Source organism: Streptomyces spiralis (assembly GCF_014654675.1).
Taxonomy (GTDB): domain Bacteria; phylum Actinomycetota; class Actinomycetes; order Streptomycetales; family Streptomycetaceae; genus Streptomyces; species Streptomyces spiralis.
Genome location: NZ_BNBC01000015.1, coordinates 143600 through 167745 on the forward strand (window position 1 = coordinate 143600; position 24146 = coordinate 167745).

At 72.9% G+C, this 24146-nt stretch carries 24 protein-coding genes and 1 other RNA gene; 11 read left to right on the forward strand and 14 right to left on the reverse strand.

Annotation, left to right across the window (positions count from 1 at the left end; all coding sequences use genetic code 11):
* Together IE318_RS44950 and IE318_RS17790 are read left to right on the forward strand one after the other, a co-directional pair.
* Window positions 1-455 (forward strand): class I SAM-dependent methyltransferase (locus IE318_RS44950; RefSeq protein ID WP_229903570.1); only part of this gene is annotated, 455 nt, incomplete at its 5' end.
* On the forward strand, window positions 452-1522 hold the full coding sequence (locus tag IE318_RS17790) for a prenyltransferase/squalene oxidase repeat-containing protein (protein WP_189901465.1): 1071 nt from the start codon (window positions 452-454) through the stop codon (window positions 1520-1522). The genes IE318_RS44950 and IE318_RS17790, both read left to right, overlap by 4 nt.
* A 72-nt stretch (window positions 1523-1594) precedes the next feature.
* Here IE318_RS17790 and IE318_RS17795 read toward each other — a convergent pair whose 3' ends face one another.
* Window positions 1595-1888, reverse strand: coding sequence for a hypothetical protein (locus IE318_RS17795; RefSeq protein WP_030169593.1), 294 nt, complete (start codon window positions 1886-1888; stop codon window positions 1595-1597).
* A 177-nt stretch (window positions 1889-2065) separates the two neighbouring features.
* On the opposite strand from IE318_RS17795, the gene IE318_RS17800 reads away from it, so the two are divergent.
* Window positions 2066-2632 (forward strand): hypothetical protein, encoded by a 567-nt coding sequence (locus IE318_RS17800; RefSeq protein WP_030169592.1) that lies wholly within the window; start codon window positions 2066-2068, stop codon window positions 2630-2632.
* Between the two features lie 94 nt (window positions 2633-2726).
* On the opposite strand, the gene IE318_RS17805 is transcribed toward IE318_RS17800, so the two are convergent.
* From IE318_RS17805 to IE318_RS17820, 4 genes are all read right to left on the reverse strand, one after another.
* Window positions 2727-3482 (reverse strand): DUF5336 domain-containing protein, encoded by a 756-nt coding sequence (locus IE318_RS17805; RefSeq protein WP_189901467.1) that lies wholly within the window; start codon window positions 3480-3482, stop codon window positions 2727-2729.
* Window positions 3483-3675: 193 nt separating this feature from the next.
* Window positions 3676-4680 carry an N-acetylmuramoyl-L-alanine amidase gene (locus tag IE318_RS17810; protein ID WP_189901469.1) on the reverse strand — a complete coding sequence of 335 codons (1005 nt, stop codon included), beginning with the start codon at window positions 4678-4680 and terminating at the stop codon, window positions 3676-3678.
* 10 nt (window positions 4681-4690) lie between these two features.
* On the reverse strand, window positions 4691-5356 hold the full coding sequence (locus tag IE318_RS17815; protein ID WP_030169583.1) for a class I SAM-dependent methyltransferase: 666 nt from the start codon (window positions 5354-5356) through the stop codon (window positions 4691-4693).
* A gap of 185 nt (window positions 5357-5541) precedes the next feature.
* A complete protein-coding gene (locus IE318_RS17820) occupies window positions 5542-7281 on the reverse strand; it encodes an MFS transporter (protein WP_189901472.1) in 1740 nt (579 codons plus the stop codon).
* Window positions 7282-7516: 235 nt separating this feature from the next.
* Here IE318_RS17820 and IE318_RS17825 point away from each other — a divergent pair, with 235 nt between their 5' ends.
* Complete coding sequence (locus IE318_RS17825; protein ID WP_189901474.1) at window positions 7517-8971, forward strand: MFS transporter; 1455 nt, start codon at window positions 7517-7519, stop codon at window positions 8969-8971.
* Between the two features lie 317 nt (window positions 8972-9288).
* Here the strand turns inward: IE318_RS17825 and IE318_RS17830 are convergent, their stop codons facing one another.
* Both IE318_RS17830 and IE318_RS17835 read right to left on the reverse strand, forming a co-directional pair.
* Complete coding sequence (locus IE318_RS17830; RefSeq protein ID WP_030169571.1) at window positions 9289-9921, reverse strand: response regulator transcription factor; 633 nt, start codon at window positions 9919-9921, stop codon at window positions 9289-9291.
* A 31-nt stretch (window positions 9922-9952) separates the two neighbouring features.
* Complete coding sequence (locus IE318_RS17835) at window positions 9953-11296, reverse strand: sensor histidine kinase (RefSeq protein ID WP_189901475.1); 1344 nt, start codon at window positions 11294-11296, stop codon at window positions 9953-9955.
* 194 nt (window positions 11297-11490) lie between these two features.
* On the opposite strand from IE318_RS17835, the gene IE318_RS17840 reads away from it, so the two are divergent.
* Window positions 11491-12357 carry a MaoC/PaaZ C-terminal domain-containing protein gene (locus tag IE318_RS17840; protein ID WP_189901477.1) on the forward strand — a complete coding sequence of 289 codons (867 nt, stop codon included), beginning with the start codon at window positions 11491-11493 and terminating at the stop codon, window positions 12355-12357.
* Between the two features lie 87 nt (window positions 12358-12444).
* On the opposite strand, the gene IE318_RS17845 is transcribed toward IE318_RS17840, so the two are convergent.
* The gene (locus IE318_RS17845) at window positions 12445-12603 is read right to left on the reverse strand and encodes a hypothetical protein (RefSeq protein ID WP_189901480.1); all 159 of its coding nucleotides are present in this window, start codon (window positions 12601-12603) and stop codon (window positions 12445-12447) included.
* Window positions 12604-12753: 150 nt separating this feature from the next.
* Window positions 12754-14256, reverse strand: coding sequence for a hypothetical protein (locus IE318_RS17850; protein ID WP_189901482.1), 1503 nt, complete (start codon window positions 14254-14256; stop codon window positions 12754-12756).
* A 221-nt stretch (window positions 14257-14477) separates the two neighbouring features.
* Between IE318_RS17850 and IE318_RS17855 the strand changes: the two genes are divergently transcribed.
* From IE318_RS17855 to IE318_RS17865, 3 genes are read left to right on the forward strand one after another with little or no spacing between them, the layout of a single operon-like run.
* Window positions 14478-15350, forward strand: a complete 873-nt coding sequence (locus IE318_RS17855; RefSeq protein ID WP_189901484.1) for a Nif3-like dinuclear metal center hexameric protein — start codon at window positions 14478-14480, stop codon at window positions 15348-15350.
* A complete protein-coding gene (locus tag IE318_RS17860) occupies window positions 15347-16090 on the forward strand; it encodes a zinc ribbon domain-containing protein (protein ID WP_078917034.1) in 744 nt (247 codons plus the stop codon). The genes IE318_RS17855 and IE318_RS17860 overlap by 4 nt, the downstream gene beginning before the upstream one ends.
* A 27-nt stretch (window positions 16091-16117) precedes the next feature.
* Window positions 16118-17461 carry a bifunctional RNase H/acid phosphatase gene (locus tag IE318_RS17865; protein ID WP_189901541.1) on the forward strand — a complete coding sequence of 448 codons (1344 nt, stop codon included), beginning with the start codon at window positions 16118-16120 and terminating at the stop codon, window positions 17459-17461.
* Here the strand turns inward: IE318_RS17865 and eda are convergent.
* From eda to IE318_RS17880, 3 genes are all read right to left on the reverse strand, one after another.
* Window positions 17436-18095 carry a bifunctional 4-hydroxy-2-oxoglutarate aldolase/2-dehydro-3-deoxy-phosphogluconate aldolase gene (gene eda, locus IE318_RS17870; RefSeq protein WP_189901486.1) on the reverse strand — a complete coding sequence of 220 codons (660 nt, stop codon included), beginning with the start codon at window positions 18093-18095 and terminating at the stop codon, window positions 17436-17438. The two genes, IE318_RS17865 and eda, sit on opposite strands and share 26 nt — an antisense overlap.
* A gap of 73 nt (window positions 18096-18168) precedes the next feature.
* The gene (gene yaaA, locus IE318_RS17875; protein WP_189901488.1) at window positions 18169-18978 is read right to left on the reverse strand and encodes a peroxide stress protein YaaA; all 810 of its coding nucleotides are present in this window, start codon (window positions 18976-18978) and stop codon (window positions 18169-18171) included.
* A gap of 12 nt (window positions 18979-18990) precedes the next feature.
* The gene (locus IE318_RS17880; protein ID WP_189901490.1) at window positions 18991-19524 is read right to left on the reverse strand and encodes a hypothetical protein; all 534 of its coding nucleotides are present in this window, start codon (window positions 19522-19524) and stop codon (window positions 18991-18993) included.
* Window positions 19525-19687: 163 nt separating this feature from the next.
* Between IE318_RS17880 and IE318_RS17885 the strand changes: the two genes are divergently transcribed.
* From IE318_RS17885 to IE318_RS17895, 3 genes are all read left to right on the forward strand, one after another.
* On the forward strand, window positions 19688-20266 hold the full coding sequence (locus IE318_RS17885) for a Uma2 family endonuclease (RefSeq protein WP_189901492.1): 579 nt from the start codon (window positions 19688-19690) through the stop codon (window positions 20264-20266).
* Between the two features lie 55 nt (window positions 20267-20321).
* Window positions 20322-20725: RNase P RNA component class A (gene rnpB / locus IE318_RS17890), an RNA gene on the forward strand.
* A 57-nt stretch (window positions 20726-20782) separates the two neighbouring features.
* Window positions 20783-21580: a class I SAM-dependent methyltransferase gene (locus tag IE318_RS17895; RefSeq protein WP_189901494.1), complete on the forward strand. Its 798-nt coding sequence runs from the start codon at window positions 20783-20785 to the stop codon at window positions 21578-21580.
* A gap of 20 nt (window positions 21581-21600) precedes the next feature.
* On the opposite strand, the gene IE318_RS17900 is transcribed toward IE318_RS17895, so the two are convergent.
* Both IE318_RS17900 and IE318_RS17905 read right to left on the reverse strand, forming a co-directional pair.
* Window positions 21601-22878 carry a cytochrome P450 family protein gene (locus tag IE318_RS17900; RefSeq protein WP_189901496.1) on the reverse strand — a complete coding sequence of 426 codons (1278 nt, stop codon included), beginning with the start codon at window positions 22876-22878 and terminating at the stop codon, window positions 21601-21603.
* On the reverse strand, window positions 22875-24122 hold the full coding sequence (locus IE318_RS17905; RefSeq protein ID WP_189901543.1) for a cytochrome P450: 1248 nt from the start codon (window positions 24120-24122) through the stop codon (window positions 22875-22877). Before IE318_RS17905 ends, IE318_RS17900 begins: the two co-directional genes overlap by 4 nt.
* Between the last annotated feature and the right edge of the window lie 24 nt (window positions 24123-24146).

Consider the following 24146-nt stretch of genomic DNA (forward strand, 5'->3'; position numbering starts at 1 on the left):
AGGTGATGGAGCACATCCCCGACGACAAGGGCGTGCTCGCCGAGATGGTCCGGGTGCTCAAGCCGGGCGGCCGTATCGCGATCACCGTGCCGCGCTACGGCCCCGAGAAGGTCTGCTGGACCCTGTCCGACGCCTACCACGAGGTCGAGGGCGGCCACATCCGCATCTACAAGGCCGACGAGCTGCTCACCAAGATCCGCGAGGCCGGCCTCAAGCCCTACGGCACCCATCACGCGCACGCGTTGCACTCGCCGTACTGGTGGCTCAAGTGCGCCTTCGGCGTCGACAACGACAAGGCGCTGCCGGTGCGGGCGTACCACAAGCTGCTGGTCTGGGACATCATGAAGAAGCCGCTGGCCACGCGGGTGGCCGAGCAGGCCCTCAACCCGCTGATCGGCAAGAGCTTCGTGGCCTACGCGACCAAGCCGCACCTGCCGCGGGTGGCCGCCGCGTGACCACTCCCCGGACGGAACACCTCGTCCTGCCCGGGGTCCTCACCGCCGGGCAGGCCGCCGCGACCGTGCGGGGCATCCTCGCCGTACAGCGCGAGGACGGGGCGATCCCGTGGTTCCGCGGCCACCACCTCGACCCGTGGGACCACGTCGAGGCGGCGATGGCGCTGGACGCGGCGGGCGAGCACGAGGCCGCCGAGCGGGCGTACCTGTGGCTGGCCCGCCATCAGCTGGCGGACGGCTCCTGGTACGCGGCCTACGCCGACGGCGCCCACGACGACGTCACCGACCCGGGCCGGGAGACCAACTTCGTCGCCTACATAGCCGTAGGGGTCTGGCACCACTACCTCTCCACCGGCGACGACACGTTCCTGGACCGCATGTGGCCCGTGGTGTACGCGGCGATCGAGTTCGTGCTGCGGCTGCAGCAGCCCGGCGGCCAGATCGGCTGGAAGCGCGAGGACGACGGGACTACGACGGCGGACGCGCTGCTGACCGGCTCCTCGTCCATTCACCACGCGTTGTGCTGCGCCCTGGCGATCGCCGAACAGCGTGAAGAGCCCCAGCCCGACTGGGAGCTGGCGGTCGGCGCGCTCCGGCACGCGATCCGCAGGCACCCGGAGCGGTTCCTGGACAAGGACCGCTACTCGATGGACTGGTACTACCCGGTGCTGGGCGGCGCGCTGACCGGCGTGGAGGCCAAGGAGCGCATCGAGACCGACTGGGACCGTTTCGTCGTGCCCGGACTCGGCGTGCGCTGCGTGGTCCCCAACCCGTGGGTGACGGGCGGGGAGTCGGCCGAACTGGCCCTGACCCTGTGGTCGGTGGGCGAGTCCGACCGCGCGCTCGACGTGCTCCAGTCCATCCAGCACCTGCGCGACGGTGAGACGGGCCTGTACTGGACGGGCTACGTCTTCGAGGACGACGCCATATGGCCCCGTGAACTCACCACGTGGACCGCCGGATCCCTGCTCCTCGCCGTCGCCGCCCTCGGTGGCCACGAACCCACCTGCACGGTCTTCTCGCCCGACCGCCTGCCCAAGGGCCTGGACCCGGACTGCTGCGACTGAAGACGGCGGCAGGCCGGTGCGACCGGCCGGCGTGACCGGCCCGCGCGCCGTCGGCGCACGGGCCGCGGACGGTCAGTGCCGGTGCATGCGGTGGGCGACGGCGTGGCCGACGAAGAGGTAGACGACGGCGGCCAGGCCGTAACCGGCCACGACCCTGGCCCAGGCCTCGTCGAAGGTGAACAGGTCCCGCGACCAGCTCGCAAGCCAGTTGGCCGCGTCGTGGACGAACTGCACCAGGTCATTGGCCCGGTTCGCCTCCAGCAGGTACATCAGGATCCACAGTCCGAGGATGACGGCCACGATGTCCGCGACCACCGCGATGACCGTACCGGCGGAGTTGGAAGTCGTGCGATATCGAGAGGACATACCTTCCGTCTGGCCGCGGAAAGCTGCTTGAAACCTGTAATGCGTACGGGGAGTGACACCGACGGCACGCCAGGTGCCTTGTTTCAGGTGAGGCGCCCGGATCACACGGACCTCTGGAGTGCCTGAGTACCTCGAGTCCCTCGGGCACCTGAAGCAATTCCCATTTCGGAGGACACCGTGCCCGTACCGATACGGCGCCTCGCTGTGGCGCTCACTGTCTGCTGCGCCCTGCTCGCCGGCTCCACAGCCTGGGCCGCGCCCCAGAGCATCGGGCAGCACACCACGCCGGCCGTCGCGGCCGCCGATCCCACGCCCAGCCCGACCACGTCCGCGGAGAAGCAGAAGTTCGCCAAGACCCGCTTCGTGGCGAACGCGGCCCTCGCCGCCGGCGCCACCTACCAGTGGATCTGGAAACCGTACAAGGAGGGCAAGTTCAAGAAGGGCGCCAAGCACCGCAAGACGACCCTCCTCAAGGCCGGGCTCGCCGGCGCGTTCACGTACAACCGGCTGAAGGCGGCCGTGCACAACGCCCAGGGCGACCCGATCCTCTCCAAGGCGCTCGCCCCGCTGAACGCGGCCATCGCCGGCCTCAAGGACCTGCCCAACAAGCTCCGCAAGGGCGACGGTTCGGCGGCCAAGAGCTTCAACGACACCATCAACAAGGTGAAGGACGCGGGCAAGAGCGCGGGCGCCCCGGTCAACAACCAGGTGCCGTCCCCCTCGCAGCTCAGGAGCGGCTCCTGACAGCCGGCTCCGACTGCCCGGCTCCATGGGCCGCCGACGGCAACGGCCCCCCGCCCTGAAGAGCGAGGGGCCGTGCGGCCGTTGAGGATGTGATTCAGCCGCGCTGGATGTTCGAGGCGTCCTGGAGGACACCGCGGCGGCCGTCCTGCATCTCCGTCAGGAAGCCCTGGCCGCGCTGCTCGACGGCCAAGTACCACACGCCCGGCGCGAGTTCGGCGATCGGCGACGGGGAACCGTCCTCCCCGAACAGCGGACGCGGCGCGGGCACCGCGAACCAGAACGGCGAGAAGGTCGCCCCTGCCGTGCCGGCCGCCGCCGGCGCCTGCTGACCCGGCTGCGGCTGACCGCCGCCGAAGGACTGACCCGGCTGCGGCTGCGCGCCGTACGGCTGCTGCTGGGCGCCCGGATAGCCGTAGCCACCCGCAGGCTGCGCACCGTAGGGCTGCGGCGCGACCGGCTTGGGCGCCGGGACGAGGGCGGCCTGGAGAGCGGGCACCAGCGGCGTGGCGACGGCGGCGCCCGCCAGCACCAGGGCGGCGATGAAGCCGAGGATCAGGCCGGAGGAGGCGCTGGCGCCGTCCGGGACGTCCACCAGCGACCAGAACAGGCTCCACGCGACAAGCACCGTGAACGCCGCGCCGACCGTCCCGAGGTCGAGGCCGACGACCTTGCGCGGCTGCGGCAGGCAGCGGTTGACGACGATCAGGGCGGCCCCGATGACTCCGCCCATGTACAGGCCGAGGCCGTCGCCGAGGTTGTCCCACGCGTTGGTGTCCAAGCTGAACCCGGAGACGGAGTAGAGCTTGAGGAACGACGCGATGAACAGCAACACCGCTGCTCCGATCACCACGCCGTCGCCTCGAGTGAGGGAGCGGATATTCACTTCAGGTCCTTCGTAGGTCGTCGTCTCATCGTCGGTAGAGGCGTCGCTGTCACCATGTCGCCGCATGGCCCTGGTGTGAAGCGCGGGGGTGGCCCCTCATCGTACGGTGACACTACCGTCCGTCCGACCGGGCTGTCCGCCGGGATCGTCGCGCCGATCACTACCCGCGCAGGAAACTCACGATTCCCTCAGAGATCCCTTCCGCCGCCTTCTGCCGCCAGGCTCCGCTGGTCAGCAGTGCCGCGTCCTTGCTATCGCGCATGTTGCCGCACTCGATGAACACCTTGGGAACCGTTGACAGATTGAGACCGCCCAGGTCCTTACGCGTGACGAGACCGGTGCCGTCACCGATGTAGTTGGAGGGTGCCTCGCCCGTCACGCGCACGAAGTTGCCCGCGATGCTCGCGCCGAGTTCGTGCGAGGCGGCGGCGATCGGCCGGGTGTCGGCGGCGCCGGATCGGACGGACGCGGGCAGGATGACGTGGAATCCGCGGTTGCCCGGCGCCGAGCCGTCGGCGTGGATGGAGATCGCCGCGTCCGCGTGCGCGGTGTTGCCGATCCGGGCGCGCTCGTCGACGCACGGACCCCAGGACGGTGAGCCGTCGTCGTGCGTCAGTTTCACCGTGGCGCCCTGCTGTTGCAGCAGCGTGCGCAGTCGGTGCGCCACGTCCAGCGTGAACCGGGCCTCGGTGTAACCGGCGTTGGTGGCCGTGCCCGTGGTGTCGCACTCCTTCCAGTTGGTGCCGATGTTCACCTTGCGGTTGATCTCGGACGCGTGCTGGAAGTTGCCCGGGTTGTGGCCCGGGTCGATGACGATGACCTTGCCCTTGAGCGGGCCGGAGGCGGCGGGCGTGTCCGCCCGCTTGCCGTCGTCGCTGGGGGATGCCGAGGACGGCGACTTCCCGGACGAGGACGAGGAGGAGGCCGGTGAGGAGGTCCCGCTGGTCGCCGACCGCTCGGCCGCCGTGCTCGAACCCGGGCCGCCCGCCGACCCGCCCGTGCTCCCCGGACCGCCGGAGGACCCCACCGCCTCGTACGCCACCCACCCCAGCAACGCGCCGGACACCAGCGCGACCAGGGCCACCATGGGCCCACGACGGAAGCGGCCGGTGCTCTCACGGCGCTCGGGCTGCGGGGGATCGAACTCGGGGCCTACGTACGACACGACAGCGACTCTAACCGCGGGCGGGGGTGGCCGCTTCGGTTCGCCGCAGGACGCGCAGCGAGTCGGTCACCGAGACCTCGGTGAACTCGCCGGACTCCAGGGCCCGCAGGTACACGCGGTACGGGGCCTGCCCGGTGAACTCGTCCGCCGGGTCCGGGAACACGTCGTGGATGACCAGCAGCCCGCCCACGGCCACGTGCGGCGCCCAGCCCTCGTAGTCCGCGCCGGCGTGCTCGTCGGTGTGGCCGCCGTCGACGAAGACCAGCCCGAGGGGGGTGTTCCACAGAGCGGCGATCTGGGGCGAGCGGCCCACGAGCGCCACCACGTGCTCCTCCAGGCCCGCCCGGTGCAGCGTGCGCCGGAAGGCGGGCAGCGTGTCCATCAGGCCGATCTCGGGGTCGACCGTCTCCGGGTCGTGGTACTCCCAGCCGGGCTGCTGCTCCTCGCTGCCGCGGTGGTGGTCGACGGTGAGCGCGGTGACCCCGGCCTGCCGGGCCGCGTCGGCGAGCAGGATCGTGGACCGCCCGCAGTACGTGCCGACCTCCAGCAGCGGCAGTCCGAGCCGCCCGGCCTCCACCGCCGCCGCGTACAGCGCCAGCCCCTCGCCGGTGGGCATGAAGCCCTTCGCGGCCTCGAACGCGGCCAGGATGTCGGGCTTCGGTGCTGCCGCGGGCATGGGGGTGGGGTCCTTCCGGTCGTACGTCCGCTCAGGGCGCCCATCGTGCCGCACCCCCGGTCGGCGGTTCGACCGGGGGTGCGGTGGGGTTTGTCTCTCAGTGGCGTGCGTCTCAGCGGCGGGAGCCCTGGGCAACGTGGAAGCGCTGGGTCACGCGGAACCCCGGCTCACGCGGGAGTGCCGGCTCACGCGGTGACCGCCTCGCCCGGCAGGGACAGGTCCAGGTCGACCGGGCGGTCGTCGCCCGCGTGGGTCGCCGAGGAGGCGTGCGGGCCGTGGCCGGCGGCGCGGGCGGCCAGGACGTACGGGCCCTCGGCCGGGACCGCGAGCACGTAGCTGCCGTCCTCGGCGGAGAGGGTGGCGCCCGCCTGGCGGCCCCGGCGGTCGATCAGGGTGACCTTGGCGCGGGCGACCGGGGCGCCGTCGGCGTCCAGGACCCGGCCGCGGAAGCCCCGCAGCACCTCCGCCGCGCGGGCCAGGTTGGCCTCCTCCTCGCTGCTGGCGCGCAGTTGCGAGGCGGCCTGGCGGTTCGGCCGGGGCAGGAACAGGGCGAGCAGCAGGCCGAGGGCGACGGCGGCGGTGGCGATCAGGAAGGAGACGCGGAAGCCGTGCATAGTCGGGACGGCGACGCCGCCCACGTGGTCGGCGGTGTTCGCCAGCACCATGCCGACCACGGCGCTGGACACCGAGGTGCCGATGGACCGCATCAGGGTGTTGAGGCCGTTGGCCGCGCCCGTCTCGGAGGCCGGGACCGCGCCGACGATCAGCGCCGGCAGCGAGGAGTAGGCCAGGCCGATGCCGGCGCCCAGCATGACGGAGGTGACGACGGTCTGCCAGGCCGCGCTCATCAGGCCGAGGCCGCCGCCGTAGCCGATCGCGATGATCAGCAGGCCGAGGATCAGGGTGACCTTCGGGCCGTAGCGGGCGGACAGACGGGCGTAGACCGGCGCGGTGAACATCATCGTCAGGCCCAGCGGGGCCACGCACAGGCCCGCGACCACCATGGACTGGCCGAGGCCGTAGCCGGTGGCCGTGGGCAGCTGGAGCAGCTGCGGCAGGACGAGGGAGACGACGTAGAAGGCGACGCCGACCATGATCGAGGCGAGGTTGGTCAGCAGCACCTCGCGGCGGGCGGTGGTGCGCAGATCGACCAGCGGCGCCGCGACGCGCAGCTCCAGCAGGCCCCACAGCAGCAGGACGACGACGGCGGCGGCGAACAGGCCGAGCGTGGTGGCCGACGACCAGCCCCAGTCGCTGCCCTTGGTGATGGGCAGCAGGAACAGGACCAGGCCCGCGGACAGGCCGAGCGCGCCCAGCAGGTCGAAGGAGCCCTCGGCGCGCATCGGGGACTCGGGGACGGTGAGGAGGGTGAGGCCGATGGAGAGCACGCCGAGGCCGGCGGCGCCGTAGAAGAGGGCGTGCCAATCGGTGTGCTGGGCGACCAGGGCGGCGGCGGGCAGCGCCAGTCCGCCGCCGACGCCGATCGAGGAGCTCATCAGGGCCATGGCCGAGCCGAGCTTCTCGCGCGGGAGCATGTCGCGCATCAGACCGATGCCCAGGGGGATCGCGCCCATGGCGAAGCCCTGGAGGGTGCGGCCCACGATCATGGGGAGCAATGCACTGGTGAACGCGCTGATCAGCGCGCCGACCACCATCACCGCGAGGCTGGTGATCAGCATCCGGCGCTTGCCGTACAGGTCGCCGAGGCGGCCCATGATCGGAGTGGCCACGGCGCCTGAGAGGAGGGTGGAGGTCAGCACCCAGGTGGCGTTGCTGGGCGAGGTGTTCAGCAGCTGCGGCAGGTCCTTGATGACCGGGACGAGCAGGGTCTGCATCACCGCCACAACGATGCCCGCGAAGGCGAGCACGGGGACGACGGCCCCGCTCGCGCTCCGGGTGGGCCTACTGGTCGTCGTGAGCGTCATTGAGGAAGGCCTCCGGGCCGTGGAGTTCGAGTGGGTGGTCATCCGTGCGGATCAAGTGCCGGGTTAACCCCGTAGGCCGAGGCAACTATTCCGATGCTTTGGCGTACTAACGAATCCTTGACCGTTCCGTAAGAATCTGACTGGATTTCAGCAAACGGAGGGGGCGGCCTAGGACTTCCGGACCAGGCGGGCCGGTGCGAAATCCCGATGCAAGGGGCACGGGCGGCTTGAGACCATGACACCCATGCTCGAAGCCACCGACCTCACCCCGACCGTCCGCCGGCGCACGGCGCCACCGCCCACCTGGCTCGTGGTGGCCCTCGCCTGCGCCGGCCAGTTCCTCGTCGTGCTGGACGTGTCCGTCGTGAACGTCGCCCTGCCGTCGATGCGGGCCGACCTCGGGCTGAGCGAGGCCGGGTTGCAGTGGGTGGTGAACGCCTACGCCATCGCCTTCGCCGGGTTCATGCTGCTGGGCGGCCGGGCCGGCGACCTCTACGGGCGCAAGAGCATGTTCCTGGTCGGGCTCGGTCTGTTCACGCTGGCCTCGCTGGGCGGCGGGCTGGCCCAGGAGGGCTGGCAACTCCTGCTCGCGAGGGCCGTCCAGGGACTGGGCGCGGCCGTGCTGGCGCCGTCCACGCTGACGCTTCTGACGTCGGCGGTGCCCGAGGGCGCGGCGCGGGCGCGGGCCATAGCCACGTGGACGGCGGTCGGCGCGGGCGGCGGCGCGGCGGGCGGCCTGGTCGGCGGGGTGCTGGTGCAGGCCCTGTCGTGGCGGTGGGTGCTGCTGATCAACGTGCCGGTCGGCGCGGTGGTGCTGGCCGCGTCCGTGCGCTGGCTGGTGGAGAGCCGGGCCGGGGGCTCGCGGCGGCTGGACCTGCCGGGCGCGCTGCTGGTGACGGCGGGGCTGGCGACGCTGGCGTACGGCATCTCGCAGACCGAGGCCGAGGGCTGGACGGCGGCGGCCACGCTGGTGCCGCTGCTGGCCGGGGCGGCGCTCGTCGCGCTGTTCCTCTGCGTCGAGGCGCGCACGGCCGCCCCGCTGATGCCGCTGGGGCTGCTGCGGCTGCGCTCGGTGGCGTCGGCGAACGCGGCCATGCTGGTCTCCGGATCGGCGATGTTCTGCATGTGGTTCTTCATGACGCTGTACGCGCAGAACGTGCTCGGCTACTCGCCGCTGGACGCCGGACTCGCCCTGGTCCCCAGCTCGCTGGCCGTCGTCCTCGGCTCCAAGCTGGCCCCGCGCCTGATGCGGACGACGGGGGCGCGCAACGTCGCCGTGCTGGGGACGCTGGTCGCGGCGGCCGGGTTCGCCTGGCAGTCGACGATGCGGGCCGACGGGGCGTACCTGACGGCGATCATGATCCCGGGCGTGCTGATGATGCTGGGCGCGGGCCTGGCGGCGACCCCGCTCGCCGCGCTGGCCACCTCCGGCGCGGCCCCCGGGGACGCCGGCGTGGTTTCCGGGCTGATCAACACCTCGCGCACGATGGGCGGTTCGCTGGGCCTCGCGGTCATGTCCACCATCGCGGCGGCCCGCACGGCCGACCGCACCACCCCGGAGGCCCTCACGGCGGGCTACGCCCTGGTCTTCCGCACGGCGACAGCCGTGCTGCTCGTGGCCGCCCTGCTGATGCTGGCGTGGCTGCCCCGGCCGGCCCGGCAGGAGGACGGGCTCCGGAAGGCCGGGTAGAGGCAGAAGGGGCCAGGCTCGGGCCGCGGCCCGCCCGGGGCGAGCCGGGCCGCCGATGGGTTGCCCCCGCCGGGTGGGGTCGGGCCCGATGGGCGGGCCGGGCCGGTGCGCGGGTCGGGCTGTCGGGTGGGTCGGGACGGGTGGGCCGGCCCAGGGAGTGGGTCGGGACAGGCGGGCCGGGCCCGGGCAGCGGCGGGCGCACGGGGCTGGGGGCGGCGGTCCGGGCCCGCCGGGTGGGAGTGGGCGAGGCGGGTTTCGGAGGGTGGGAGGCACCGGCAGGTGGGGCGAGTGCGGGGCGTCCTGCCGGCCCGGCCGCGCTACAGCCAGCCCTGTTGGCGGGCCTCCCGTACGGCTTCCGTGCGGTTGCGGGTGCCGGTCTTGCCGATCGCGGAGGAGAGGTAGTTGCGGACGGTGGACTCCGACAGGTGGAGCCTGCTCGCGACGTCGGCGACCGTCGCCCCGTCCGCGGACGCCTTGAGGACGTCGCACTCGCGGGCGGTGAGCGGGTTCGGGCCGGCGCTCAGGGCGGCCGCCGCGAGGGCCGGGTCGACCACCGTCTCGCCGGTGAGCACCCGGCGGATCGCGGCGGCCAGTTCCTCCACCGGCCCGTCCTTGACCAGGAAGCCCGCGGCGCCCGCCTCCATGGCCCGGCGCAGGTAGCCGGGCCGGCCGAAGGTCGTCAGGATGAGCACCCGGCAGTCGGGCGCCTGCTCGCGCAGCTCGGCGGCCGCGTCCAGGCCGCTCATCCCGGGCAGTTCGATGTCCAGCAGGGCCACGTCGGGCCGGTGGACCAGGGCCGCGTCCACGATCGCGTCGCCCGCCGAGACCTGGGCGACGACCTCCATGTCCTCCTCCATGCCGAGCAGCAGGGCGAGCGCGCCCCGCATCATTCCCTGGTCCTCGGCGAGCAGTACGCGGACGGACTTGGCGGGCCGGTGGTCCCGGGGCATCTCGTTCACGGCTCAAGAGTAGGGAGGACGGTCAACCCGCTCCCGGCGCCACAGCCGTGGCCGAGTCCGTGGCCGAGCCCTTGGGTGAGCCTGTGGGTGAGCCGGTGGGCGAAAAGGCCGCCGCCGAGAGTTCCTCCGCGTCCCTGGGGAGCTCCGCGGTGACGGTGAAGCCGCGCGGCGACGGACCGGCCCACAAGGAGCCGCCCGCCGTCGCCAGGCGCTCGGTCAGGCCCTTCAGACCGGTGCCGCCGATGCCCTCCACGGCCGGCTGGGCGGACGTGCCGTCGCCGTTGTCGGCGACCGTGAGCAGGACACGCTCGTCCGTGCCGGCGACGGTGATCTCGCAGCGGCTCGCGCCACTGTGCCGTACGGCGTTGGTGACCGCCTCCCGCACCACCCAGCCCAGCAGCGCCTCGGTCTGCGGGGTCAGCGGCGGACCCGAGCGGCGTACGACGGGCTCGATGCCGGCGGCCGTCAGCGCCGAGCGGGCCCGGTCCAGTTCCGTGCTGAGGCTGCCCTCGCGATAGCCGGTGACCGCCTCACGGATCTCGGTCAGCGCCTGACGGCCCACCGACTCGATGTCGGTGATCTGCGTCAGTGCCGCACCCATGTCGCGGGGCGCCAGACGGCGGGCCGCCTCCGACTTCACCACGATCACCGACAGGGTGTGGCCGAGCAGGTCGTGCAGGTCACGCGAGAAGCGCAGCCGCTCCTCCTCCACCGCCCGGCGGGCCAGCTCCTCACGCGCCGCGCGCAGCTCCCGCACGGCCTCGCTCAGACCCAGGATCGCCGCCGTCACCATCGTGGACAGGAACGTGGCGTAGGCGATGTTGATCCCGTCCCAGCCGTCGTGGACGGCCGAGACCGACCCGGCGAACACCGACAGCAGCACACCCGTCCTCCCCAGCCAGGGGCCGCGCAGGATCGCGCCCGTGGCCAGGCCCAGCAGCGGGAAGAACAGCAGCCAGCTGCCGCCGTAGCCGAGCGCGAGCCCGGTGGTCACCAGGGCCATCAGCAGCAGTGCGACCCGCGTGGAGACCGCCTCGCGCCGCTCCCTGTCGAAGGCGCGGAAGACGATGTAGACGTACAGGGAGTTGAAGGCCAGCAGGCCGATCCCGCCGATCCAGGGATTCGGGGCCTTGCCCTGGAGGACGTTCGACAGTGAGCCCAGCCCCATCAGCAGCCAGGGCAGCAGCGAGAAGCCGGTGGGCGGCGGGCCGGGGGTGTCCGGCACCTTCCCGGCCCGCCGCCAGGTCCTCCAGTCCGCCTTGATCCGCTCCTTGTTCTCCTGCCAGTGCCGTTGCGTCTCCCGCGCCTCCCGGACGCCGTCCCGTACCGACGCGATGTGGCAGGACACCCTGCTCGACCAACTCATGTCTCTCGTCCCCCGATCGTCCTCCGGCTTCCCCCCGGATCCTCCTCCGGATTTCCCCCGGAAACTCCTCGCACGACGCTACGGGTCCGGGGGCGCCCCCGGCAGATGCGGTTGTACGGACTCGGGTAGGACAAATGTCACGGCCGACCACTGCAGAACACGGCCGACCGCCCCGACGCCTCGCCAGGAGCCCCATGCCCATCGACGCCGCCAAGGCGCTCTCCGCCGCCCCCCGGACCGACGAGATCTCCTGGACCGCCAAGGACGTCCAGCTCTACCACCTCGGCATCGGCGCGGGCGTCCCCGCCATCGACCCCGGCGAGCTGCGCTACACCCTGGAGTCCCGGCTGCACGTCCTGCCGAGCTTCGCCACCGTCGCCGGCGCGGGCCTGCCCGGCGTGATCCGCGCCCTGTCCGCGCCCGGGGTCGACGTCGACCTCGCCCACGTCCTGCACGGCGGCCAGAGCCTCGTGGTCCACCGGACCGTCCCCGCGCAGGGCACCGCGACCGCCACCGCCCGCATCACCGGGGTGTACGACAAGGGCACGGCGGCCCTCCTCGTGCTGCGGACCGAGGCCGCCGACGCCGACGGCCCGCTGTGGACGGACGAGGCCCGGATCTTCGTACGGGGAGAGGGCGGCTGGGGCGGCGACCGCGGGCCCTCCGCCCGGACCCCTGGCGAGGCGCCCACCGGCGAGCCGGACCGCACCGTCGAGCGACGGACCCGCGAGGACCAGGCCCTCCTCTACCGGCTCAGCGGCGACGACAACCCGCTGCACGCCGACCCCGAGTTCGCCAGGGCCGCCGGGTTCGACCGGCCCGTCCTGCACGGACTGTGCACCTACGGCATGACGCTCAAGGCGGTCGTCGACACACTGCTCGACGGCGACGTCACCCGCGTACGTTCCTACGCCACCCGTTTCGCCGGGGTGGTGTACCCGGGCGAGACCCTGCGCATCCGCATGTGGCGGCAGGGGAGCGGCAGGGTCCGGGTGGCGGTGACCGCCGTCGAGCGGGGCGAGGCACCGGTGCTGGCCGACACGGTCGTCGAACTCTCCTGAACCCGGGTGGACACGGAGCGGCCCCGCCCTTCGCGGGAAGGGCGGGGCCGCTCGTCGTTCGCTGCGCCTTGTGCGCCGTGTGTGCCGTCAGGCCGCCACTTCGGTCTGCTCCTGCGCCGGCTTGCGGTGCCGGCCACTGGGGGCCGTCTCGCCGTCGTGGGAGGAGACCTGACCGCGGTGCTTCCCGTGTCCCTCGGACCGGGCAGCCTCGGTGGAAAGCGGCTGGGTCGTGCTGGCGTCGCTCATCGGAACAATTCACCCCGTCAACATCATCTTTCGTACAGCCGGGCGAGTCTAACCGGCACACCTCGGGCGAAATCCAGGCGGCCACGCCAACCGGCACGACTTCGTTACCTGGTCGCCATACGGCCTGTCAGCCGGTCGCCGTACGACCTGTCAGCCGGTCGCCATCCGCCCTGTGAGCGCGGCCTGTTGCAGCGGTACGGGGCGGGCCGCGGCGGAGGCCGGAGGTTCCGCTTCCGGGGCCTGGGCGTGAGGCGGCCGCGGCACCTCGTCCGCCGAGGAGGGCAGCGGAAGCGAGAGGGGCAGCGGGACCCGCGGGGGAGCCGCGGGCGGTGTCCGCGGGGTGTTGTGCGGAGCCTGCGGCGCCTGCGGAGTGGGTGCGGTCCGCGGTGCCCGCTGAGGCTGCGCGGTCCGCGGTGGCCGCTGAGCCTGCGCCTCCTGCGCCAACTGTGCCTCCTGCGCCACCTGTGCCGACCCCTGAGCCGGTCGCGCCGCGCCCCGGGCCGCCCGTGGCCCGGGCAAGCGGGCCGCCTCAGGCGCCGCCTGCTCCCGTACCGCCGCCTGCTCCCGTACCGCCGCCTGCTCCCGTACCGCCGCCGGCGCCGTCCACCGCGCCACACCGCACGGCACCGCCGCCGTGGCGTACGGCAGCCGCAGCACGCCGTCCTCCGTCCACAGCCCGGCGCCCGCCAACCACCCTTCGGGCGCGGGCAGATGACGTACCCCGCGCTCGGTGGGCCGCCACACGCCGATCCAGCTGCCGAACGGGCCCTGGCAGTGCAGCGCCACCGCGCAGTGTTCCGGCGTCAGCACCTGCCCCGGCTGGATCGCGAACGGCGTCATCGCGCAGTCCGACGACATCAGCAGGCACTCCGGGAAGCGCACCGGCAGGGTGCTGCCGAGCACCCCCCAGCCGAGCCGTTCCCGTCCGGGCGAGGCCGCGTCCGAGCCGATCAGCAGCAGTCCGCTGTCGGGGTCGGCGAGCAGCAGCCGGTCGTCGCTGCCGGGAGTGATCTGCAGCAGCGGCGACACCGCGCCACCGTCGCCCAGGTCCACCACGACCGTCTTGGTGCGCCCACCGGCCCGCCGGTCCAGCGCCAGCATCCGTCCCGTGCGGTCCAGCCAGACCCCGCCCGAGCAGTGGCCCGGCACCTCGGCCAGCAGCTCGGGACCGAAGCTGCCGCCCGCCACCAGCCACACCGCCGAGGAGCGCGATCCGGCGGCGAGTGCGTACGCCCGCTCGCCGCCCGGCGCCGGGGGCAGCAGCCGCAGCACGGTGCCCTCCGGGGACTCGACCGCACCCAGCAGCAGTTCACCGGTGCCCGGGCCGGTCGGGTAGAGCAGCGAGAAGGTGTGCCGGCCGTCCACCAGCCGCCGGATGAGGACCCGGCCGTCGCCCATCGGCTGCACCTCCGTGCCGGGCTCCTCGGGCTGGTTGCCGGGCAGCGGCACCGCGTACGGCTCGGGACCGTCCAGGGTCCAGCGCTCCGGGTACCAGGACTCCCCGCTGTGGGTGAGCCGGGCGGCGTAGGCGCCGTCCACCGTGATCGCGCAGCCCGCTCGCGCCGCACCGCCGTCCTCGTCGGCCGCCGGAGGCGGTGGGGGACCCTCCTGCTCGTGTGCGGCCGAGAGCCCCGGAGAGGCACAGACTGTCATCGTTCGGTCACCTCCTGTGAGGACGCTAGTTTTCGTACGCACAGGCGGGGGACCGGCGGGCGGGGGCTTCACCCGGACGGGTGGCCCAGGAACGATTCGCCTGAGAAAAGCGGAACGTTTGTGCTGGGCGTGTGCGACCCGGTTCAAACGGCTCGGGTCGCCTCCGGCCGGTGCGGCGGCATCGGTTCAGCCGCGGCGAACACCCAGGTAGCCTTGCACTCGTGCCCCGTCTGTCTGAAGTCATCGCCGCGCTGGAGAACCTGTGGCCCGCCGAGCGGGCCGAGTCCTGGGACGCGGTCGGCACCGTCGTGGGCGACCCCGGCCAGGAGGTCGGCCGGGTCCTGTTCGCCGTCGACCCGGTGCAGGAGATCGTCGACGAGGCGGTGAAGCTGGGCGCCGACCTGCTCGTCACCCACCACCCGCTCTATCTGCGCGGTACGACGACCGTGGCGGCCTCCACCTTCAAGGGCCGCGTGGTGCACACGCTGATCCGCAACGACATCGCCCTGCACGTGGCCCACACCAACGCCGACACCGCCGACCCGGGCGTGAGCGACGCCCTGGCCGGAGCGCTGGACCTCAGGGTCGCAGGGCCCCTCGTGCCGGACGCCGGCGACCCGGAGGGCCGCCGGGGCCTGGGCCGGATCTGCGAACTCGACCACCCGCTCACCGTCCGCGAGCTCGCCGCGCTCGCCGCCCGGTGCCTGCCCGCCACCGCGCAGGGGATCCGGGTGGCCGGCGACCCCGAGGCCGTCGTCCGCACCCTCGCGGTCAGCGGCGGCTCCGGCGACAGCCTCTTCGACGCCGTACGGGCCGCGGGCGTCGACGCCTTCCTCACCGCGGACCTGCGCCACCACCCGGCCTCCGAGTTCGTCGCGGACCGCGCCGCCCACAGTCCTGTCGCGCTGCTCGACGCGGCGCACTGGGCCACCGAGTGGCCCTGGTGCGAGCTGGCCGCAGCCCAGCTCGACGAGATCTCCGACCGGCACGGATGGGACCTGCGCGTCCACGTCTCCAAGACGGTCACCGACCCCTGGACCGCCCACGCGGCGTCCACCGACACCACCGACGAATCCCTGGGAGCCCCCAACTGAACGCCGCGCCCGCCGACCAGATCCGACTCCTCGACGTCCAGGCCCTCGACGTCCGCCTGCAGCAGCTCGCGCACAAGCGGAAGTCCCTGCCGGAGCACGCCGAGATCGAGTCGCTGACGAAGGACCTCACACAGCTGCGCGACCTGCTCGTGGCCGCGCAGACCGAGGAGAGCGACTGCGCCCGCGAGCAGACCAAGGCCGAGCAGGACGTGGACCAGGTGCGCACCCGCGCCGCCCGCGACCAGCAGCGCCTGGACTCCGGCGCCGTCACCTCGCCCAAGGACCTGTCCAACCTCCAGCACGAGATCGCCTCCCTCGCCAAGCGCCAGGGCGACCTGGAGGACGTCGTCCTGGAGGTCATGGAGCGCCGCGAGTCCGCGCAGGAGCGGGTCGCCGAACTGACCGAGCGCGTTTCCTCCGTCCAGGCGAAGGCCGACGACGCCACCGCCCGCCGGGACGCGGCCTACGAGGAGCTCGACGGCGAGGCGGCCTCCGTCACGAAGGAACGCGAGGTCGTCGCCGGCTCCGTCCCCGCCGACCTGCTCAAGCTGTACGACAAGCTGCGCGAGCAGCAGGGCGGCATCGGCGCGGCCAAGCTGTACCAGCGCACCTGCCAGGGCTGCCGACAGGAGCTCGCCATCACCGAGCTGAACGAGATCCGCTCCGCCGCCCCCGACACGGTCGTACGGTGCGAGAACTGCCGCCGGATCCTGGTGCGCACCGCCGAGTCCGGTCTGTAAGGGGCGGTCGGCGTGCGGGAGTCCGGTGTGCGGGAGTTCGTCGTCGAGGCCGACGGCGGGTCGCGGGGCAACCCGGGGCCCGCGGGCTACGGGGCGGTCGTGCGGGACGCGGCGACCGGCCAGGCCCTGTCGGAGGCCGCCGAGTACCTCGGCGTCGCCACCAACAACGTGGCCGAGTACCGGGGCCTGCTCGCCGGTCTGCGCGCCGCGCGGGCGCTGGACCCGGGGGCGACGGTCCACGTCCGCATGGACTCCAAGCTCGTCGTCGAGCAGATGACGGGCCGCTGGAAGATCAAGCACCCGGACCTGAAGCCGCTGGCCGCAGAGGCCGCCCGCGTCCTCCCGCCGGAGCGGGTGACGTACGAGTGGATCCCGCGCGAGCGGAACAAGCACGCCGACCGGCTGGCCAACGAGGCGATGGACGCGGGCGCGCGCGGCGAGCAGTGGTCGGCGTCGGCGTCCACGGCGGAACTGGAGGCGCCTGCCGGCGGTTCCACCGCGGAGCCGGAGGCGCCCGCCGCCGGCCCCACTGCCGGACCCACCGCCCGCCCCGATGCCCTGGCCGCCGCCCGCGAGGCCGCCGACGTACGGGCCGCGCGCACCGAGGCCGACGTACGGCCCGCGCGCACCGAGGCCGACGTACGGCCCGCGCGCACCGCAGCCGCCGACGTGCAGGCCGCACGCGCCGAGGCCGACGTTCGGGCGGCGCGCACCGTCGCCACCCCCGGCTGGGCGCCCGCCGACCTCGGCGCACCCGCCACCCTGGTGCTGCTGCGCCACGGCGAGACGCCGCTGACCCCGCAGAAGCGGTTCTCCGGCAGCGGCGGCACCGACCCCTCCCTCTCCGCCGTCGGCCGGGAGCAGGCCGAGAAGGCGGCCGTGGCGCTCGCCCGGCGCGGCACGATCCAGGCCGTCGTCTCCTCCCCGCTGGCCCGGACCCGCGAGACCGCCGCCGTCGTGGCCGCACGCCTCGGCTTGGACGTGACGGTCGACGACGGCCTGCGCGAGACCGACTTCGGCGCCTGGGAAGGCCTCACCTTCGCCGAGGTGCGCGAACGCCACCCGGACGACCTCGACGCCTGGCTGGCCTCCGCGGACGCCGCGCCCACCGGCGGCGGCGAGAGCTTCGCGGAGACCGCCACCAGGATCGCCGCCACCCGGGACAAGCTGGTCGCGGCCCACGCCGGCCGCACGGTCCTGCTCGTCACGCACGTCACGCCGATCAAGACGTTCGTCCGCCTCGCCCTCGGCGCCCCGCCGGAGTCCCTGTTCCGCATGGAACTGTCGGCGGCCTCGCTGTCGGTGGTGGCGTACTACGCCGACGGCAACGCCAGCGTGCGCCTCCTCAACGACACGTCCCACCTGCGCTGAGCGCGGCGGCCTCCCGCGCCAGTCCCTCGATCCGGGACCAGTCCCGTGCGGCCACCGCGTCCGCCGGGACCATCCAACTCCCGCCGACACAGCCGACGTTGGGCAGCGCCAGATAGGCGGGGGCGATGTCCGGGCCGATCCCGCCGGTCGGGCAGAACCGGGCCTGCGGAAGCGGCCCGGCCAGGGACTTCAGATACCCCGTGCCGCCGGCCGCCTGCGCCGGGAAGAACTTCATCTCCCGCACCCCGCGCTCCAGCAGCGCCACGACCTCCGAGGCGGTCGACACCCCCGGCAGATACGGCACTCCGGAGCCCGCCATCGCCTCCAGCAGCGCCTCCGTCCACCCCGGGCTGACCAGGAACCGCGCCCCGGCGGCCACGGACTCGGCCACCTGCCCCGGCGTGATCACTGTGCCGGCGCCGACGACCGCGCCGGGCACCTCCCCGGCGATCGCCCGGATCGCCTCCGGTGCGGCGGGCGTCCGCAGCGTCACCTCGATCGCGGGCAGCCCGCCGGCCACCAGTGCGCGAGCGAGCGGTACGGCGTCGGAGGCGTCCTGGAGAACGACGACGGGCACGACGGGGGCGAGATCCAGCACGGAGACGGGCAGAGCAGCAGAGGAAGCGGAGGGCATGCCCTCATCCTGCCGATGCGATGCAGCACACGCAAAAGCCATTGCACATGCTGCAACGGCCGCTGCGGACCTGTCAGTGGACCTCGGTCACGACCACATCCAGCGCCCAGGCCTTCCCCGCCTTCGCGGGCGGCTCCGCCTCCACCATGAACCCGAGGTCGCGCAGCGCCTCCACCAGCTCGGCGGGGTCCTTCGGGCCGGCCCCGTCGGTCAGCAGACGGCGGACGATCCGCCCCTTGGTCGCCTTGTTGAAGTGGCTGACCACGGACCGCTTCTCGACCCCGTCCACGACCTGGGAGTGCAGCACGCGCACGGTCGCCGTCCGCGCGGCGACCTCGCCCTTGGGCTTCCAGGCGGCGGCGTAGGCGGCGGACCGCAGATCCAGTACGAGCCCGTCCCCGGCGGCCTCCGGCAGCACCGAGGCCATCGGTGTGCGCCAGTACGCGCCCAGCGCGCCGAGCCCCGGTAGCTTCACACCCATCGAGCACCGGTAGGGAGGGATCCGGTCGGTCACCCGCACGGCGCCCCACAACCCCGAGAAGACCAGCAGGGAACGCGCGGCGCGCCGCTTGGCGGCGGTGTCGAGGGAGGCCAGCCCGAGGGCGTCGTAGAGCACCCCGGTGTAGATCTCCCCGGCGGGCCGGGTGCCCGCCGTGCGCAGGACGGCGTTCTTGGCGACCTCGCCGCGCAGTCCCTCGCTCAGCCCGAGGACCTCGCGCGCCTTGAGGTTCTGGTCGGGGTCCCCCGAGCACAGCTCGACCAGCTCGCCGAGCACCGCCTCCCGGGCGGCGGTCAGCCCCGGCAGCGACAGCGACTCCGTCCTCAGCGGGGCGCCGCGGCCTGCGGAGGCCTTGCCTTCGGACGGGGGCAGCAGCACAAGCACGGGGTTTCTCCTTCAGCTGTCCATGGGACTCCGCGCCAGCGTACTGAGGGTCTGCGCCAGCCGTTCGCCGTCCTCCGCGTGGAAGCGGATCACCCGCACGGCCCGGCGCCGGCCGAGGAGGGTGACATGGGCGACGGCGGCGGACAGTTCGAGGGTGAGCGAGGTGCGGGAGCCGACGGGGAGGTCCAGCTCGCCGTCGGTGCGCCGGCGCGTGGTCCGCTCCTCGCGGCGTACGGACGCGATCGCCTCCAGCGGAACGCGCAGATCCACGTGGGCGGCCGACCGTATGCGCAGGGTGTCCGCGGTCAGCAGGTGCGGCCGGAGCACGCAGGCCGCGTGCAGACCGACGACGAGGACGATCGTGCACACGCCGAGGAACGGCATCACCGCGTCCGCGGCCGGCCAGTTCCGCAGCAGTACGGACATGGTCAGCGTCTCGATCCCGCACACCAGCGCCAGCCCGGCCGTGACCGGCCCCCGCGCACGGGCGTACCCGAAGGTCTGCGCCCGCCCGCAGCCGACGGCGGCGCGTTCCGTGATCCCCATGCGAGCAGTACAGACGTTGACGTAGCGGGAGGGTCAAGGCGGCGGTTCGCCGACTGACGGGCGCGGTGCTCCTGTGCCACGATCGAGGGAACGGTTCCCGATCTCATGGACAGGTGATCTTGGGATGTCCGAGTCTGGCGAGCGACCGAAGGAGAGGCGTGACATGACTGCCATGGCCCATGAGCCGCTCACGCAGGCCGAGGTCCTGCTGGAGGGCTTTCTCGCGCTGGACACCCCGGAAGGCTTCCGGGCGGAGCTGATCGAGGGGGAGATCGTCGTGACGCCGCCGCCGGACGGGGACCACGAGGACTACATCGGCCTGATCGTGGGCCAAGTGATCAGGCGATCCCGTACCGACATGCAGTTCTCCGGGAACAAGGGCCTGAAACTGAGGAGCGGCGGTGACTGCCCGAAGGACCATGTGATCCCGGACGGCACCTTCGCCCCTGCCGCGCTGCGCCTCTACCGTGGCGCCGACTCCTGGATGCCTTGCGACGGCGTCGCCATGGTCCTGGAGGTGACCTCCACCAAGCCCAAGGCCGACCGCGAGACCAAACGCCGCTCCTACGCCCGCGGGGGCATCCCGCTCTACCTGCTCGTCGACCGGGAGGTCTCCTCGGTCACCCTGTTCAGCCAGCCGGAGAACGATGACTACCGCGGGGTGTGCACCCTCCCCTTCGGCAAGTCGCTGACCCTCCCGGAGCCGTTCGCCTTCGACCTGGAGACGACGGACTTCCTCTGACCCGTGCCGGGAGCGGCGCGCCCGGCACGCCCGGTACCATGGTCGACACGGCAGACGAGCCGGGCGGACGGCCGCGTGGAGTTCCCGCAAGGGGGCTTCCCGAGGAACGTCCGGGCTCCACAGGGCAGGGTGGTGGCTAACGGCCACCCGGGGTGACCCGCGGGACAGTGCCACAGAAAGCAGACCGCCGGGGACCTCGGTCCTCGGTAAGGGTGAAACGGTGGTGTAAGAGACCACCAGTGCCCAGGGTGACCTGGGCAGCTAGGTAAACCCCACCCGGAGCAAGGTCAAGAGGGAACCCTCCGGGGTTCCTGCGCGGACGTTCGAGGGCTGCCCGCCCGAGTCCGCGGGTAGACCGCACGAGGCCGGCGGCAACGCCGGTCCTAGATGGATGGCCGTCGCCCCGGGCTCCGTGAGGAACCCGGGGAACAGAACCCGGCGTACAGCCCGACTCGTCTGCCGCTGCCTTTTCCCTCCGGCTTCGAAGCCGATGAGCGGGTTTCGTATCGTGACCTGATGGGCGATGACACCTGGGCCGCCGGGCTGGCCGACCGGTTTGCCGATGCGTACGGAACAGTCAAGGGGTACGTGCGGACGTACGTGATGCACCAGCAGCTGCTGGAGCACCTGCCGCCGCCTCCGGCGTCCGTGCTCGATGTCGGCGGGGGTGCGGGACATCAATCGTTTCCGCTGGCCGAGGCCGGTTACGAGGTGACGCTGCTGGACCCGTCGCCGGCGATGCTGGACAAGGCCCGGCGGCGGCTCGAGGGGCTGCCCGACGAGGTCCGGCGGCGGGTGACGCTCGTGGAGGCCGACGGTGAGCACGCCGACCAGGCGGTGGACGGCCGGCGCTTCGACGCCGTGTTGTGCCACGGCGTGCTCGGGTACGTCGAGCGGCCGGAGCCGCTGATCGACCAGTTGTGCCGGTGCGCCGCCCCCGGCGGCATCGTCTCGATCATGACGGGCAACGCCGAGACGACGGCGGTGCGCCCGGCCCTGGAACGGCGCTGGGACGACGCTCTGGCGGCGTTCGACGCCAGATCCGGTGTCGGGGTGCTGGGGGTGGAAGCCCGGGCCGACACCGTCGAGGAACTCAGTGACCTCCTGCGCGACCGCGATGTGGAGCCGCTGCGCTGGTACGGGGTGTGGCTGTTCGTCGACTGGCTCGAGTTCAGCGGAGCCGAGCTGGACCCCCGCGACACGAAGCAGCTGGCGGCGACGGCCGCGGTCGAACTGGAAGCCGGCCGACGCGACCCCTACCGCCGGCTCAGCCGGGTCTTCCACCTCGTGGGGCGCAGGGGTCCCACCTCATAGGACCAGGACGGAGCCGGGGATCAGGCGTTGAGGAGGACGGGGAAGGACTCGAGGTCGTTCTGGGTGAGGACGGGGAGGTTGCGGATCTCCTCGACGGGGACGGCGAGGGCCAGGCCGGGGAAGCGGTCGAAGAGGGCGGGGAGGGCGATCCGGGCCTCCAGGCGGGCGAGCGCCGCACCCGGGCAGATGTGCGGCCCGTGCCCGAAGCTCATGTGCCGGATCGGATCCGGCCTGGTGATGTCGAAGGCGTCGGCGTCCGGGCCGTGCTGCTCGGTGTCCCGCCCGATCGCACGGTAGGAGATGACCACCCCGTCGCCCTTGGCGATCAGAGTGCCGCCGATCTCGATGTCCTCGGTGGCGAACCGCATCAGCAGGTGCGTGGTCGGGGTGTCCCAGCGCAGGGTCTCCTCGATCACCGTCTCCCACGAGATCTCGCCGTCGAGGACCATGCGCAACTGGTCGGGGTGGGTGAGCAGGGCGCGTACGGCGTTGAGGATCAGCCCGATGGTGGTCTCGTGGCCGGCCGCCACCATGGCCTTGAGGTTGCCCACCACCTCGTCCTCGGTGAGCGGTTCCCCGCCCTCGTCGGCCAGGATGAGCGCGCTGGTGAGGTCGTCGGTGGGCCGGGCCGTCTTCTCCCGCACCATGGCCCTGAAGAGGACGTCCATCTCCTCGATCACCGCCAGCCGCTCCTCCTGGGGGGTGAGCATGGAGAAGAACGCCTTGTATATGCGGTGCAGCTTCGGGTGCTCGGCCGGGTCGACGCCCATCAGCACGCTCACCACGCTCAGCGGCAGCGGCAGGGCGAACCGGGTCTTCAGGTCCACCGGCCCGTCGGCGCCCGCTTCGGCCAGGTCGTCCAGGAGACGCCCGGTGATCTCCTCGATGAGCGGCTGGAGTTCGGCGACCCGGCGGGGGGTGACCGCCTGCGCGGTCTTGGCCCGCAGCCGCCGGTGCTCGGCGCCGTCCACGGTGAACATGGAGCGGCCCGTGTCGATCATGCCGATCAGCGGCCACTCCCGGGTGACCTCGCCGGTCTGCCACAGCCGCCAGACGTCGATGTCCTTGACCAGACGGGAGTCGGTGAGCAGCTGCCGGGCCTCGGCGTGGCGGGTGACGGTCCAGGCCTGGGCGCCGAGCAGGTCGATACGGGTGAGGGGCCCGGCGTCACGCAGCTGCCGGGTCTCGCCCGCCAGGTCCCGCACCAGCGGGTCGATGACGAGGGCGTCCCCGGCGAAGGGGCATCCGCCGCCCGCCGGGTCCTCGGTGTGCTCGGCGGTGGTGTGCGGGCTGTTCAACGGTGGCCTCCAGTCGTGGGCACGGGGGTGAACCGTACGGGCAGTGCCGACATCCCGCGCAGAAAGGCGGACGGCCGGCGGGCCAGCGTCGGCGCGGGGACCGCCAGATCCAGGTCGGGCAGCCGGTCCAGCAGCACCTCGATCCCGGTACGGGCGATGACCTCGGCGATCTCCTGGGCGGGGAAGGGACAGCGGTACTCGCCGTAACTGAAGGCGAAGTGCGCGCTGTTGCCCGTGTGCGGGCCGTCGGTCGCCCGCGGCCCGTGCTGCCGTACGGCCGGGTCGGCGTTGGCTCCCGCGAGGCCCAGCAGCAGCATGTCCCCGGTGCGGAGGGCACGGCCGCCCAGCTGGGTGTCGCGGGCAGCCCAGCGTCCGGAGAGGATCTGGGTGGGGGTGTCCTCCCACAGGACCTCGTTCATGGCCTGCGCGACGCTGTGGCGGCCGCCGCCGAGGGAGGCGGCGAACCGGTCGTCGGTGAGCATGAGCCGTATCGAGTTGCCGAGCCAGTCGGCGGTGGGCAGGTGCCCGGCGGCCGTGACGGCCATCAGGTCGAGCATGTACTCCTGCTCGGTGAAGGGCTCCGGGTGGGCGAGCATCCGTGAGGTCACATCGGCGCCCGGCTGTTCCCGCTTGGTCTCCACAAGGCGCTGTATGAGCTCGCCGAACCGCGCGTACGCCTGCTGCGCGTCCGCTCCGCCGTCGGCGAGGGCGTTGAGCACCCGGGCCATCTCCGGACCGTCCTCGAAGGGGAATCCGATGATCCGGGCGAGCGCCAGCACCGGCAGCTGCACGGCGTACTCGGCGACCAGCTCGGCCGAGCCGCGGCCGCAGAAGCCGTCGATCAGCTCGTCGGCCAACCGCTCGGTGATGCCGCGCAGTTCGAAGAGGTCGACGCCCTCCAGGGCCGGAACGGCCATCTCGCAGTGGCGGCGGTGCTCCGCACCGACGGTGTAGTAGATGGACGGCTGGCGTTGGCCGACCATCGGCAGTAGCGGCCAGTCCGGGGGGATGTTCTCCCACTGGTTCCACAGGCCCACGTCCCGGGGGAAGAGCACGGGGTCGCTGGTGACCTGGTGGAGTTCGCGGTAGCCGATGACCAGCCAGGCGGGGAACCCGCCGAGCTCCACGGGGACGACCGGGCCGTGCTCGCGGCGGATCTCCCGGTAGAGCCCCGACGGGTCGGTGTGGAACCGGGGGCCGCTGAGCGGCACGGCGTCGGTGCCCGTGTGGGCCGGACACCCCACGGGGGGCGCGGGGTGCGGCCGTCC

What these genes read in the sequence shown, in the direction of transcription:
- IE318_RS17795 (WP_030169593.1), bottom strand. Translation starts at nt 1,888, where the DNA reads ATGTCCTCTCGATATCGCACGACTTCCAACTCCGCCGGTACGGTCATC.
- eda (WP_189901486.1), bottom strand. Translation starts at nt 18,095, where the DNA reads ATGCCCTCCGCTTCCTCTGCTGCTCTGCCCGTCTCCGTGCTGGATCTC.
- IE318_RS17815 (WP_030169583.1), bottom strand. Translation starts at nt 5,356, where the DNA reads ATGCCCGCGGCAGCACCGAAGCCCGACATCCTGGCCGCGTTCGAGGCC.
- IE318_RS17835 (WP_189901475.1), bottom strand. Translation starts at nt 11,296, where the DNA reads ATGAGTTGGTCGAGCAGGGTGTCCTGCCACATCGCGTCGGTACGGGAC.
- IE318_RS17845 (WP_189901480.1), bottom strand. Translation starts at nt 12,603, where the DNA reads ATGAGCGACGCCAGCACGACCCAGCCGCTTTCCACCGAGGCTGCCCGG.
- IE318_RS17885 (WP_189901492.1), top strand. Translation starts at nt 19,688, where the DNA reads ATGACTGCCATGGCCCATGAGCCGCTCACGCAGGCCGAGGTCCTGCTG.
- IE318_RS17830 (WP_030169571.1), bottom strand. Translation starts at nt 9,921, where the DNA reads ATGCCCCGGGACCACCGGCCCGCCAAGTCCGTCCGCGTACTGCTCGCC.
- IE318_RS17820 (WP_189901472.1), bottom strand. Translation starts at nt 7,281, where the DNA reads ATGACGCTCACGACGACCAGTAGGCCCACCCGGAGCGCGAGCGGGGCC.
- IE318_RS17850 (WP_189901482.1), bottom strand. Translation starts at nt 14,256, where the DNA reads ATGACAGTCTGTGCCTCTCCGGGGCTCTCGGCCGCACACGAGCAGGAG.
- IE318_RS17880 (WP_189901490.1), bottom strand. Translation starts at nt 19,524, where the DNA reads ATGGGGATCACGGAACGCGCCGCCGTCGGCTGCGGGCGGGCGCAGACC.
- IE318_RS17895 (WP_189901494.1), top strand. Translation starts at nt 20,783, where the DNA reads ATGGGCGATGACACCTGGGCCGCCGGGCTGGCCGACCGGTTTGCCGAT.
- IE318_RS17825 (WP_189901474.1), top strand. Translation starts at nt 7,517, where the DNA reads ATGACACCCATGCTCGAAGCCACCGACCTCACCCCGACCGTCCGCCGG.
- IE318_RS17840 (WP_189901477.1), top strand. Translation starts at nt 11,491, where the DNA reads ATGCCCATCGACGCCGCCAAGGCGCTCTCCGCCGCCCCCCGGACCGAC.